The 13,196-nt window shown below is 69.8% G+C and carries 12 protein-coding genes; 3 read left to right on the top strand and 9 right to left on the bottom strand.

The features are described from left to right. The first annotated feature begins 10 nt into the window (after positions 1-10). Positions 11-1,012 carry a hypothetical protein gene (locus MLE43_RS00785; RefSeq protein ID WP_243300762.1) on the top strand — a complete coding sequence of 334 codons (1,002 nt, stop codon included), beginning with the start codon at positions 11-13 and terminating at the stop codon, positions 1,010-1,012. A gap of 146 nt (positions 1,013-1,158) precedes the next feature. Here the strand turns inward: MLE43_RS00785 and MLE43_RS00780 are convergent, their stop codons facing one another. From MLE43_RS00780 to MLE43_RS00750, 9 genes are all read right to left on the bottom strand, one after another. After that, positions 1,159-1,872, bottom strand: coding sequence for a hypothetical protein (locus tag MLE43_RS00780; protein WP_243300760.1), 714 nt, complete (start codon positions 1,870-1,872; stop codon positions 1,159-1,161). Between the two features lie 283 nt (positions 1,873-2,155). Beyond that, positions 2,156-3,883, bottom strand: a complete 1,728-nt coding sequence (locus MLE43_RS00775; protein ID WP_243300759.1) for an NAD(P)H-dependent flavin oxidoreductase — start codon at positions 3,881-3,883, stop codon at positions 2,156-2,158. A 122-nt stretch (positions 3,884-4,005) separates the two neighbouring features. Continuing rightward, positions 4,006-5,028: a ketol-acid reductoisomerase gene (gene ilvC, locus MLE43_RS00770; protein ID WP_243300756.1), complete on the bottom strand. Its 1,023-nt coding sequence runs from the start codon at positions 5,026-5,028 to the stop codon at positions 4,006-4,008. A 52-nt stretch (positions 5,029-5,080) separates the two neighbouring features. Continuing rightward, a complete protein-coding gene (ilvN, locus tag MLE43_RS00765) occupies positions 5,081-5,623 on the bottom strand; it encodes an acetolactate synthase small subunit (RefSeq protein WP_243300755.1) in 543 nt (180 codons plus the stop codon). A gap of 10 nt (positions 5,624-5,633) precedes the next feature. Beyond that, entirely contained in the window at positions 5,634-7,364 is a 1,731-nt protein-coding gene (gene ilvB / locus MLE43_RS00760; protein WP_243300752.1) for a biosynthetic-type acetolactate synthase large subunit, read from the bottom strand. A gap of 106 nt (positions 7,365-7,470) precedes the next feature. Further along, a complete protein-coding gene (locus MLE43_RS14750; RefSeq protein WP_275975980.1) occupies positions 7,471-7,596 on the bottom strand; it encodes a hypothetical protein in 126 nt (41 codons plus the stop codon). Positions 7,597-7,901: 305 nt separating this feature from the next. Beyond that, the gene (gene leuB / locus MLE43_RS00755) at positions 7,902-9,038 is read right to left on the bottom strand and encodes a 3-isopropylmalate dehydrogenase (RefSeq protein ID WP_243300739.1); all 1,137 of its coding nucleotides are present in this window, start codon (positions 9,036-9,038) and stop codon (positions 7,902-7,904) included. A gap of 2 nt (positions 9,039-9,040) precedes the next feature. Next, on the bottom strand, positions 9,041-9,172 hold the full coding sequence (locus MLE43_RS14745) for a hypothetical protein (RefSeq protein WP_275975979.1): 132 nt from the start codon (positions 9,170-9,172) through the stop codon (positions 9,041-9,043). A gap of 4 nt (positions 9,173-9,176) precedes the next feature. After that, positions 9,177-10,736 carry a 2-isopropylmalate synthase gene (locus MLE43_RS00750; RefSeq protein WP_243300737.1) on the bottom strand — a complete coding sequence of 520 codons (1,560 nt, stop codon included), beginning with the start codon at positions 10,734-10,736 and terminating at the stop codon, positions 9,177-9,179. A gap of 133 nt (positions 10,737-10,869) precedes the next feature. On the opposite strand from MLE43_RS00750, the gene MLE43_RS00745 reads away from it, so the two are divergent. Together MLE43_RS00745 and leuC are read left to right on the top strand one after the other, a co-directional pair. Then, positions 10,870-11,790: a LysR family transcriptional regulator gene (locus tag MLE43_RS00745; RefSeq protein WP_243300735.1), complete on the top strand. Its 921-nt coding sequence runs from the start codon at positions 10,870-10,872 to the stop codon at positions 11,788-11,790. Further along, positions 11,787-13,196: a 3-isopropylmalate dehydratase large subunit gene (leuC, locus tag MLE43_RS00740; RefSeq protein ID WP_243300734.1), complete on the top strand. Its 1,410-nt coding sequence runs from the start codon at positions 11,787-11,789 to the stop codon at positions 13,194-13,196. Before MLE43_RS00745 ends, leuC begins: the two co-directional genes overlap by 4 nt.

Raw genomic sequence — 13,196 nt, 5'->3', positions numbered from 1 at the left:
TGCTCTTCCGATGACCTGGAGACCCGTCCCCCGGACCGACGTGGATGCCCTCGCGCTGCCGCTCGACCCCACCCATGGCTTCCTCCTCTCGCGGCTGGACGGGACCCTGGACGTGCCCACCCTCGCAGCCCTCACAGGGATGCCCCAGGAACGGGTCGCGGCCATGCTGCGGGATCTGGTGGCCCTCGGAGCCGTGCTGCCGGAGGGTCCTGAGCCCCGCCCGGCGCCACGGACTTCGGCCCTGACTCCGGCCGCTCCTCCACCCGAGGCCGACCCGGCCACCGAGTCGCAGGAAGCGGAAGCCGAGGAGGACGCCCCCACGGCCGCCGCCCGGGCCGCGACCCACCGCCAGCTCTTCGAGCAGCGGCTGCACGCCCGGCCCGCGGACGAGCGGGTGGCCCAGGCGCGGGTGGCCGTGGAACCCGAGCTGAGCGCCTGGTGTTTCGACCCCACGGCCGAGGTCATCCGCGCCGTTCTGGAGAACCCCCGGGCGGGGCTGGTCCAGGCGCGGCTCATCGCCGCCCACCACCGCACCAGCGCCGGCCTGGAGGCCCTGGGCGGCCGCACCGGCTTCACGAACGACCTGGGGGTCCGCCGTGCGCTGCTCCAGAACCCCCTGCTCCCGACCGGACTCTACCGCCGGCTCTGGTCCCCCCGGCGCCTCCTGGAACAGTACCTGGTGGCCATCTCCCGCGATGCGCCGGAACAAGTGCGCGCCATGGCCCGCGACCTGCTCCGTGCCAGCTTCACCCAGCGCACGGGCGAGGAGAAGGCCGAGCTCATCTTCACCACCGAAGGCCGCTGCCTCGCCAGCCTGGTGGGCCTGACCCTCGATGGCCATGCCACCGCCCTGCTCTGCCGGCGCACCTTCGTCTCCACGCTGCTCATCCAGAACCTCGGCCGCTGGAGCGCGACCCCACCCCAGCTCATCGCCCACCTCCGCCGCCAGGACACCGTGAAGCGCAATGCCCCCCTGCGGCAGCTGCTGGAGCGGCATCCGAACGCGAGCTGAGCCAGGGGCTGTTTTCAAAGTGGGGTCTGGCCGCGCAAGGGGGCGCCGCCCAAGCGAGACGAGGAGCTTGACGCCGTATCGCGCCGGGCGCCGCCCCTTGCCCTCAGGGACGGCGTCGCGGCTCACATCCACTTTGAATACCGACCTTACCTCGTCACCCAGGTGGCGAAGGTCATCCAGAGCCCGGTACCCGCCAGGGCCAGGCGCAGCCAATGCGACAGAATGATGAAGAGCCCGCCCCACAGGAAGACGGGATGCAGGCGGCCGCTCCGCAGCCGGTCATAGACGGCGCAACCGATCACCGCCAGGTCCGTCAGTCCGAAATAGGCCAGAGGGCCCGCCTTGGCGATGGCGTCCAGCGGAATTCGCGCGATGGCGGCCGCGAGGATGCCCACACAGGAGAGCAGCATGAACCGCTTGTGGTAGTCCCCCCGGGCGCGGAAGCCGAGACCGGCCCCCACCATGGTCCCGAACACCACCATGTCCCCCAGCGGCACCACCAGGAAGATCAGGGGCGGCGGCCCCGGGGAGCGCCCCAGGCGGGCGGCGTTGACGGCCGTCACCGTACCGACGACCAGCACCGCCGCGGCGAGGAAGGCCCCGAGCAGGCCCAGCTGCTTGTGCAGGTCCAGCCGGCGGATCGCCACCAGCCGCGTCTGCACCACGAACAGGCCGAACCACAGGCTCATGATCAGGCCGTGCAGGTGGAGCAGGGGCGGGAGCGCCGGCGTGCCGAAAGCCAGCTTCAGGTAGTAGGTCTTGGCGAACCCCAGGAGCACGAGGCCGGCGACGGCCCAGGCTCCGAAGGTGTAGAGGCGATGGGGCGGAGCCAGTGCCGCCGGGCGCGAGTCAGTGGTCATGTCCGTCCTCTCAAGGGGCAGGTCAACGATGGCAAGGCAGGGGCTGGCCTCTCATATTCAATGACTGAGACACAAAATCAATTGTTTTTTATCGATATTTTCTAAAATAGATAAGTGGAACCTACAGGTGAACCCCTGCCAGCCTGCGACCTCATCAACAAGGAAGGCATGGCCAGCCATCCAGCCACCAAGGCCACCAGTGGCCGCGAAGGCGGATCGCCTGGGCGGTTCCTGGTGGCCTTGATGGCTTTGGGATGCTTCTGTTCTGGGAAGGTCCGCCGTCTCAGGCGTAGACGCGCTGGAGCCCGGGATCCTGAGTCAGCTCCTCGATGAGGTCGCGGACGCTGATGAGGTCGCGGAGCTTGGCGCCGTTGCTGCCGGTGAAGAAGAGGCCGTTCTCCTGGTCGCCCTTCATGGCATCGGCCAGACGATCGGCGATGCAGTAGCCCACGGCGGCGGCACCCTTGCCGTGACCGCAGGGCGAGAGGCAGTTGCTGACGCAGCGGATCTGGGGCGCGGTGCCGGCCTCGATGCGTGCCTGCAGGGAGGTGCGCACGCCGCGGGCGGGCAGGCCCACAGGGGACTTCATGAGGCCGATGTCCTCGGCCTTCGCCCGGAGGATGACCTCCTTGAAGATCGGCGAGGCATCGCACTCGAAGGTGCCGATGAAGCGGGTGCCCATCTGCACGCCGGAGGCGCCCAGGGCCAGGAACTTCTGGATGTCCGCGTGGTCCCAGACACCGCCCGCCACCAGGACGGGGAAGTCGCCCCACTTGTCCCGCTCTGCGATGACCTCGGGCAGGATGTTCTCCAGGGTGTGGGCCGGATCGGCGCAGCCCTCATGGCTGAAGCCCTGGTGGCCGCCGCTCTCGGGTCCTTCCAGCACCACTGCGTCCGGCAGGCGGTTGTACTTCCGCTGCCACTGCTTGCAGATCACCTGGAGCGCCCGGCCCGAGGACACGATGGGCACCAGGGCCACATCCGCGTCACCCACCATGCCCGGCAGGCCCAGGGGCAGGCCCGCGCCGGACACGATCATCTGGGCCCCGCCCGCGAGCGAGGCCTTCACGGCGGCCTCGTAGCCTTCGATGGCGCAGAGGATGTTCACGCCCACGGCGCCACGCCCGGCCGAGCGTTCCCGGGCCTCGCGGATGATCCATTCCAGGGCCTTGGGCGGGTTCAGCGAATCGGAACCGTCGGGACGGCCCAGGCGCATCTTGGGATTGGCGGAGCCGTGGTAGCCCGTGCCGATGGCCGACACCAGACCCACGCAGCCCTCGTGGGCGACGGCACCGGCGAGGCCCTCCCAGGAGATGCCCACGCCCATGCCGCCCTGCTGGATGGGATAGGCCAGGTCGAGGTTGCGGATGCGCAGGCGCGGCAGCGTGCAGGCACCCCGGCGCACCAGGGTCTGGGCCATGGAATCCAGGCCCGCCATGAGGCGGGACCGGAAGGCCGCCAGCGGTGACGCATCCAGCAGCGAGGGGGTGCGGGGCTGCAGCCCGATGGCGCCATCCGCCATGGCCTGCTTCGCCTCGGCTTCGGTATCGGCCGTGGCCATCACCGGCAGGCCCAGGGAGCGGAGGGCGGCCACCAGGCCGGGCCGGGCCAGGAGGGCCGATGCGCCGCCCGCCTTCGCCTGGGCCGCTTCCTCGGCGTTCTGGACCGCCACGATGCGCGGCAGGTTCGCCTGGCGCAGCAGATCCAGCGTGGGCGGCAGTTCCGCCGTGTGGAGCAGGAAGGCCACGCCGGCCTCGCGGGCGGCAGCCATGACGGCGTCCGCGCTGTCGCGGAGCCCGCGCAGGTCCAGCCCGATCTTGCCGCCTTCGCGCATGGAGGCCTTCAGTTCCTGCAGCCGCTCCCGGAGCTTGGCGGCATCCGGAAAGGCCTCAGTGCGGGGCAAGGCCCAGCCGCCGGCCCGAAGGAAGGCGGCCTGGAAATCCAGAGAACCGGGAGCCTGCCAACCCTGGAGGGTGGGGAGGGACGCGGTGTTGAAGAAAGACTCGGACATGCATGGCTCCGGGGGAGCGGAAAAGGCTTATCTCCCAAGGACTATTGTGAGGCCATTCCCCCTGTGACGGGGTTCAACCTTCTACCTGGAGTCAAAAGCCTTATCCGTTCCCCCGGATTCTCCTAGCCGCGCTCCGTCGGGGCCGGCGCCGGGGCCTCCACGGGATCGAGGAAGGGCATCATGCGCCGCAGCTCGCGGCCCACCTGCTCGAGGGGGTGGTCGTGATCGGCGGCCCGCTGGGCCTCGAACCACTTGCGGCCCGTGCGGTTCTCCTCGAGCCACGCGTCGGCGTAGCGGCCGTCCTGGATCTCCTTCAGGATCTCCTTCATCTCGGCCTTGGTCTGACTGGTCACGATGCGGGGGCCGCCGGTGTAGTCGCCGTACTCCGCCGTGTCGCTGATGCTGTAGCGCATGTAGCTGAGGCCGCCCCGCTGCATCAGGTCCACGATGAGCTTGAGTTCGTGCAGGCACTCGAAGTAGGCGATCTCGGGCTGGTAGCCCGCTTCCACCAGTGTCTCGAAGCCAGCCTTCACCAGGGCGCTGGTGCCGCCGCACAGCACGGCCTTCTCGCCGAAGAGATCGGTTTCGGTTTCTTCCGTAAAGGTCGTTTCCAGGACACCTGCCCGGGTCAGGCCAAGGGCTGCCGCATAGGACAGGGCCACGGCCTGGGCCTGCCCGCTCGCGTCCTGGTGGACGGCCACCAGGGCCGGCGTGCCGCCGCCTTCCACGAAGACCTCGCGGACGCGGTGGCCGGGGCTCTTGGGCGCGACCAGGCTCACGTCCACGCCCGCGGGAGGCTTGATGAGGCCGTACCGGATGTTGAAGCCGTGGGCGAACATCAGGGTCTTGCCCGGCGTCAGGTGCGGCTCGATGGCCTCGTGGTAGAGGGCCGCCTGGCCCGTGTCCGGCGTGAGCACCATGATCACGTCCGCCCAGGCGGCGGCCTCGGCGGGCGTCATGACGGTGAGGCCCTGGGCTTCGGCCTTCGCCTGGGAGGCCGAACTGGCGGGCAGGCCCACGCGGACGTGGACGCCGCTGTCCTTCAGGTTGAGCGCGTGGGCGTGGCCCTGGGAGCCGTAGCCCAGGATGGCGACCTTGCGGGCGCGGATGAGGCCGAGGTCGGCGTCGTAGTGGATCTTGGCCATGGGAGGCTCCTTGTGGGGTGGTCGGAAGTCGGTGGGTCGGGAAAGTCGGAGATCAGACGGACATGGCCTGGTTGCTGGCCGGTTCGGGAACCCGTTCGGGGCGGACCTCCGGTGAGGCCCTGGGCCCCCGGGCCATGGCGACGGCCCCGGTGCGGCCCAGCTCGAGGATCCCGAAGGGACGCAGCGCATCCACCAGGGCATCGATCTTGTCGGGGCCGCCGGTGCACTCGATGGCGAGGCTGTCCCCGGCGATATCCACCACGTTGGCGCGGAAGACCTGGGCCAGCTGGAGGATCTCGGAGCGGACCTCCAGTCCCGCCGCCACCCGGATGAGGGCCAGGTCCCGCACCACTTTCGGGCGGTCGCCCAGCTGCTGCACTTCCAGGACGTTCACCTGTTTCCGGAGGTGTTCCACCGCCAGCCGCACGGTGCTTTCCTCCGCATCCACCACGATGGTCATGCGGGACTGCCGGGAACGCTCGGTGGGGCCCACGGTAAGCGAGTGGATGTTGAAGCCCCGGCGGCGGAACAGCGAAGCCACCCGGGTCAGGACGCCTGGTTCATCATCGGTATAGACCACGAGCACATGGGGCATGGAATTCCTTTCAGACAGGGTCGGACCCGGTTTCGGCAATGGCGCTGGCGGACGGGCGTCGGATCATCTCGTGCAGCGCCGCCCCGGCCGGGACCATGGGATAGACACTGTCCTCCTGCTCCACCCGGAACTCGATGAGGGCGGTGCCCTGCTCTCCCCGGGCAGCGCCCACGGCTCCCGCCAGGTCCGCACGGGTATCCACGCGCTGGCCATGGATGCCGAAGGCACCGGCCAGCTTCACGAAGTCCGGCGACAGGATGGGCGTGGCGGCGTAGCGGCCCTCGTAGAACAGCTCCTGCCACTGGCGGACCATGCCGAGGAAGCCGTTGTTGATGACGGCGATGTTCACCTTCACGCCTTCCTGCACGGCCGTCATCAGCTCGGCGAAGGTCATCTGGAAGCCGCCGTCGCCGGCCACCACCCAGACCTCGGCCTCGGGCCTGGCCACTTTCGCGCCGATGGCGGCCGGGAGGGCGAAGCCCATGGTGCCCGCGCCGCCGCTGGTGATGAGGCTGCGCTCCGCATCGTGGTGGTAGTACTGGGCCTCCCACATCTGGTGCTGGCCCACGTCCGTCACCACCACCGCCTTGCCGTCGGTGAGCCGCCAGAGGTCGTGCATCACATGGGCGGCGTAGAGGTGGCCGTCGTCGGGCAGGTTCTTGATGTCGCGGACGGCGGAGTCGCCGCGCCAGCCCCGGATCTGCTTCAGCCACTTGGAGCGATCGGCCACCTGGACACCCGGCAGCAGGGCGCGCAGGACCGTGAGCAGGTCCCCGGCGATGGCCACGTCCACGGGCACGTTCTTCCCCAGCTCGCTGGCGTCGATGTCGATGTGGATCTTCTTGGCGTGGGGGGCGTACTCCTTCAGCTTGCCGGTCACGCGATCGTCGAAGCGCATGCCCAGGGCCAGCAGGAGGTCCGCCTCCTGGATGGCCTTGTTGACCCAGGCCTCGCCGTGCATCCCCATCATGCCGAGACTGAGGGGATGGGTGGCGGGCACCGCGCCCAGGCCCAGGAGGGTCAGGGCGAAGGGAATGTCCGCCCGCTCGGCCAGGGTGAGCACCTCGGCCCGGGCGCCGGACAGCTGGATGCCATGGCCCGCCAGGATGAGCGGCCGCTTGGCGTGGCGGATCAGCTCCAGGGCGCGGGCCAGGGCCTCGGGATCCAGTGGCGGCGGCAGGTGGCGCAGGTGCCGGATGGGCTCCGCCGCTTCCCAGTCGAGGTCCGCCCGGCCCTGCTGGGCGTCCTTGGTGATGTCCACCAGCACGGGACCGGGACGGCCGCTCTTCGCCACCGCGAAGGCCTCCCGCAGGGCGGGCACGATGTCCGCGGCCCGGGTGACCAGGTAGTTGTGCTTGGTCACCGGGAGGGTGATGCCGGTGATGTCCACTTCCTGGAAGGCGTCGGTGCCCAGCACACCGGAGCCCACCTGCCCCGTGATGGCCACCAGGGGCGTGGAGTCCATCATGGCCGTGGCCAGGCCCGTCACCAGGTTCGTGGCCCCGGGGCCCGAGGTGGCCACCACGACCCCCACGCGGCCCGAGGCGCGGGCGTAGCCGTCGGCCATGTGCACGGCGCTCTGCTCGTGGCGCACCAGCACATGCCGGATGTCGAAGCCCACCATGGCGTCGTAGGCGGGGAGGATGGCTCCGCCGGGATAGCCGAAGACGGTGGTGACGCCCTCCCGCGTCAGACATTCCCAGATGAGCTGGGCCCCGGTGTGCGTCGCGGACTTGGTCATGGTCTTCCTTCTGGGAAGGCCGCCGACCTCGGGATGGCAGGACCGATGTGAAAAGGCCCCGCATCGTTCGAGGTGCGGGGCCGGTTTCGGTTGGTTCCGAGAACTTTTAGGAGGCCCCCACCTCGCCGCTAATCATCAGCACGGCGGGAATGGCCACCAGGCCTGCCACGGGGCGCACAGACAGCGGCGAAACCGCCGGGGCTGTCTGCTGGCTGTGGGAGGAGAGGCTCATGGGGGACGAGTCTCCGGGGAGGTCTGGGAAAAGTCAAGGCTGGAGTCCGTTCTGCTCGGGTCATGGGGTTCCTCGGGAGGGTGCGGAAAGGGGGGTGCCGATGTAGAAAGGCCCCGCCTGGTGGGGTGCGGGGCCGGGGTCCGTGTGGTGTCCTCCCCTCCCCTAGCCCGCCAGCCACAGCACCAGCCCGGGCAGGCCGGTAATCACGACGGGGAACCCGACCTCGAAGGCGGGGATCGCGTCGGCGGGGGTGGCGGTGCGGGGCATCGGGAGGGTTCCGGGTGGAGGGTCAGAGGAACTGGGGTTCAGAGGTGGGAGCGGGCGCCTTCGGGCGAACCGCACCACGAATACGCGGAATCGGCCAGCCGGGCCCCCTTGGCACGGGGAGGGCGGATGGCGTCGCGGATCCGCTCGCCGAGGGCCCGGGTGCCGTGCTGGTGCTTGAGGCCCCCGAGATCCGAGGTGCCATGGCCGCCCTTGAGCACGCGGTCCACGGCGGCTTCAAGGGCCAGGGCCTCGGCCTCGAGCCGGAGGCTGTGGCGAAGCAGCATGGCGGCGGAAAGGATTGTTCCGATCGGGTTGGCGACATCCTTCCCGGCAAGATCCGGGGCGGATCCATGGATGGGCTCGTAGAGGCCCACGGGACCCCCCAGGCTGGCGGAGGGCAGCAGCCCCAGCGAGCCCGCCAGCACGGCGGCCTCGTCGCTGAGGATGTCCCCGAAGAGGTTCTCCGTCAGCACCACGTCGAAGTCCCGGGGGCGCGTGATCAGGGCCATGGCGAAGCTGTCCACGTAGGCGTGGGTGACCTTCACCGTGGGATAGGCCGGGGCCAGTTCGTCGACCACCTGGCGCCAGAGGCGGGAGGTCTCCAGCACGTTGGCCTTGTCCACGGAGACCAGGCGGCCCCGGCGGGCGGCGGCCAGCTCGAAGCCCACCTGGGCGACCTGCTCGATCTCGCTGCGGGTGTAGGGCAGCGTGTTCACGGCCCGCTCGTCGGAGAAGGACCGGGGCTCGCCGAAGTAGAGGCCACCGCCCAGCTCCCGGACGATCATCAGGTCCGTGCCGCGGACCACCTCCGGACGGAGCGGGGAGGCATCCTCCAGGGCCGGATGGACCTTGACGGGACGGAGGTTCGCATAGAGCCCGAGGGCCCGCCGCAGGCGCAACAGACCGGACTCCGGACGCTGGTCCCGGGGGTGGCGGTCCCAGGCGGGTCCACCCACCGCTCCCAGCAGGACGGCCCGGCTGGCCTGGCACTTGGCGAGGGTCTCCGCCGGGAACGGATCGCCCGTGGCATCCACAGCGGCTCCGCCGATGAGGGCCTCCTCCAGGTGGAACCGGTGGCCATAGGCCTTGGCCACGGCGGTGAGGCAGGCGGCGGCCTCGTGGACCACTTCGGGGCCCACGCCGTCGCCGGGAAGAAGGGTGATGCGGGCTTCCACGATCAGACTCCCCAGAGGTACTGGTCAGGGTCCGCCCCATCCTCCTGGGGCGGGGCGGGCAGCGCGGCGGCCGGAACGGGAATGTCCGTCCTGGCGGCGGTGAATTCAAGGCCCTCGGGCAATTGTTCTTTCATGCCATCACCTCGTGGCGGCGGGAGCCGGACCCGCCGCGGGCTGCTCGGCAGGGCGGCGGGCGAACAGCACCTTGTTGGAGGCATTCAGGTAGGCCCGGGCGCCGGCCTCGACGATGTCCGTACTGGCGCCCTTCCCCCCTTGGATGACGCCGTCGAACTCGACCTGTACGAATACCTCCCCCACCGCATCCGCGCCGCCCGTGATGGAATGCACGCGAAAATCAACCAGCCGGCCCTTCAATCCCGTGAGCTTGTCCATGGCGGCGAAGACGGCGTTCACGGGGCCATCGCCCATGGCGGTCTCCGTGGCCTCTCCCGCCTCGCTTCCGAGGGTGACGAGCGCCGTGGCGAACATGGCCGTCCCGGCCGTGGCCTGCACCGCGCGAAGCCGGAAGGTCTCGGGGATCTGGGGGAGGCCGTCGCGCACGATGGCGAGCAGGTCCTCGTCGAAGATCTCCTTCTTCTGGTCGCTGAGCTTCGTGAAGAGCTTGTAGGCCTTTTCCAGGGCCGGCTTGTCCAGGGGGTAGCCCAACTCCGCGAAGCGCTTGCCCAGGGCATGGCGGCCGGAGTGCTTGCCCAGCACCAGGCTCGTGCGGTTCGCCCCGACGGATTCGGGGGTCATGATCTCGTAGGTGGAGCGGTGGCTCAGCATCCCGTGCTGGTGGATGCCGCTCTCGTGGGCGAAGGCGTTCTTGCCCACGATGGCCTTGTTCGGCTGCACCTGGACGCCGGTAATGTTGGCCAGCGTCTGGCTGGCGCGGGTGATGGCCTCCCGGTGGATGCCGGTCTCGAAGGGGAGCACATCGCGGCGGACCGACAGCGCCATCACCAGCTCCTCGAGAGCGGCGTTGCCCGCCCGCTCGCCGATGCCGTTCACAGTGCATTCCACCTGCCGCGCCCCTGCCGCCACAGCGGCGAGGGAGTTCGCCACGGCCAGGCCCAGGTCATTGTGGCAATGGACGCTGATGGTCACGCCTTCGATGCCGGGCACCTTGTCGCGCAGGTACCGGATGAGGCGGCCGTACTCGTCGGGCACGGTGTAGCCCACGGTGTCGGGCACGTTGAGGACCGTCGCGCCCGCTTCGATGGCCACCGTGAACACCGCCACGAGGAAGTCCCAATCGCTGCGGGTGGCATCCTCCGCGGAGAACTCCACATCCTCCGTGAAACCCTTGGCAGCCCGCACCCCCTCGCGGATCATGGCCAGGGCCTCTTCGCGCGTCTTCTGGAGCTTGTACTCCAGGTGGATGTCCGAGGTGGCCAGGAAGGTGTGGATGCGGGGCCGGGCGGCTCCGGACACCGCCTGCCAGGCCCGCTCGATGTCCCTGGGGAGGGCGCGGCAGAGCGCCGCGATGATCGGCTTCCGGCACTCGCGGGCCACGGCCTGCACGGCGGCGAAGTCGTCCTCCGAGGCCACGGGGAAGCCAGCCTCGATGACATCCACACCCAGCGCCTCCAGCTGGCGGGCCATCAGCAGCTTCTCGTCCAGGTTCATGCTGCAGCCGGGCGACTGCTCCCCGTCCCGGAGAGTGGTGTCGAAGATGGCGATCCGCTCGCTGCCCATGAAGGTGCTCCTGGACCGGCTGGCGCCGGTGGGATCAAGTGAAGATCACCTAATCCGGTCCATAAATACATTTAATTTTTTTTATGATTACATAAGTAATACTTAAAACCCTACACTTTCCGACGGAGGGTCCATGGACCTCGGGCAGCTGGAAACATTCCTGGTGGTGGCGCGCGAGAAGAGCTTCTCCCGCGCGGCGGAGCGCCTCTTCCGCACGCAGCCCGCCGTGAGCCTCGCCCTGAAGAAACTCGAGGAGGAACTGGGCGAGACCCTCGTGGACCGCACCACCAAGGGGGGCACCCTCACGGACGCCGGCACGACCCTGCTGCCTCTGGCGCAGCGCATGTTCGACCTGCGCCAGGAGATCCTCGACACCTTCGGCGCGCTGAAGGGGCTCCAGCAGGGCCGCCTGAACATCGGCGCGAACGAGAGCGTGTCGGAGTTCCTGCTCCCCCGGATCCTGCTGGCCTATCAGCAGGCGTGGCCCGCCATCAAGATCCAGGCCTACCGGCAGACCTCCGAGCGCATCCCCACCGAAGTGCTGGAGCGGCGCCTCGACGTGGGCTTCGTCTCCTACGACGCCCTCCATCCCGAGCTCGTGAGCGAGGTCATCCACCGGGACCGCATGGTGCTGGTGATGCCGCCGGGGCACCGCCTGGCCCGCCGGAAGAACCTCAGCATCACTGACCTGGGCGAGGAGCGCTTCGTGGCGCACAACGCCCCCACGCCCACCCGGACCGCCATCATCGAGTTGTTCGCCCGCTGCAACACACCCCTCCGCCTCACCATGGAGCTCGCGTCCATCGCCACCATCCTGGAGTTCGTGGCCCTGGGTGCCGGGCTGGCCATCCTGCCCCGGATGACCACCACCGAGGCCGTCCGCGAAGGCCGGCTGGTGGAGGTACCCATCCGCGAGCTCCAGGTGGAGAAGCTCATCCGCATCGTCACCCGCCGCGAGGCGGCCCTGTCCCCCGCCACGCGGGCCTTCCTCGACCTGATCCGTTCCATCGACTTCAGCCAACCCATGCCCGCCCCGGGAAGGAAGCGTCCATGAGCCCCCGAACCCTCTACGACAAGATCTGGGACGAGCACCTGGTGGCCACCCGCGCCGACGGCACCAGCCTCATCTACATCGACCGCCACCTGGTCCACGAGGTCACCAGCCCCCAGGCCTTCGAGGGCCTGGTCCTCGCGGGCCGCGCGCTCCGGCGGCCCGGCAACATCCTGTCCGTGGCAGACCACAACGTGCCGACGGCGGACCGGGAGAAGGGCATCCGCGACGAGACCTGCCGCCTGCAGGTGGAAGCCCTCGAAGCCAATGTGAAGGCCCACGGCGTGCCCTACATCCCGCTCCTGGACGACCGCCAGGGCATCGTCCACGTGGTGGGGCCCGAGCAGGGCTTCACGCTGCCCGGCACCACGGTGGTCTGTGGCGACAGCCACACCAGCACCCACGGCGCCTTCGGAGCCCTGGCCTTCGGCATCGGCACCAGCGAGGTCGAGCACGTCATGGCCACGCAGACCCTGCCGCAGCGCCGCTCGAAGAACCTGCGGGTCCGCTTCGACGGCGCCCTGCCCCCCGGCACCGGCGCCAAGGACATGGCCCTCCGCCTCATCGGCCAGATCGGCACCGCCGGCGGCACCGGCTGCGTCATGGAATACACCGGATCCGCCGTCCGCGGATTGTCGCTGGAAGGCCGCATGACCCTCTGCAACATGAGCATCGAGGGCGGCGCCCGGGCCGGTCTGGTGGCCCCCGACGACACCACCTTCGCCTATGTGGCGGGCCGCCCCCTCGCGCCGAAGGGCGCCCTGTGGGACGCGGCCGTGGCCCACTGGCGCACCCTCACCTCGGATCCCGAAGCGGCCTTCGACCAGGAAGTGGTCGTCGACCTCCGCGGCCTAGCCCCCCAGGTCACCTGGGGCACCAGCCCCCAGTGGGTCACGGACATCACGGGCCGCGTGCCGGATCCCGCCCAGGCACGCACCGCGGACGAGCGCGACGCCATCCTCCGCGCCCTGGAATACATGGGCCTGGAGCCCGGCACGCCCATGGAGGCCATCGGGATCCAGGTCGCGTTCATCGGCTCCTGCACCAACGGCCGCATCGAGGACCTGCGCGAGGCCGCGCTCGTGGCCCGGGGCCGGAAAGTGGCGCAGGGCGTGCGTGCCCTCGTCGTGCCCGGGTCCGGGCTGGTCAAGAAGCAGGCGGAGGCCGAAGGCCTCGACCGGATCTTCCTCGAGGCGGGCTTCGAGTGGCGGCAGCCCGGCTGCAGCATGTGCCTCGGCATGAACGAGGACCGGCTGGAGGCCGGCGTGCGCTGCGCCAGCACCAGCAACCGCAACTTCGAGGGCCGCCAGGGCCGCGGCAGCCGCACCCACCTCGTGAGCCCGGCCATGGCTGCGGCCGCCGCGGTGACGGGCCACTTCACCGATGTTCGCCGGATGCTGGAGAACTGA

Source organism: Geothrix oryzisoli (assembly GCF_022808865.1).
Lineage (GTDB): Bacteria > Acidobacteriota > Holophagae > Holophagales > Holophagaceae > Geothrix > Geothrix oryzisoli.
This window is presented reverse-complemented; position numbering and strand designations above follow the sequence as displayed.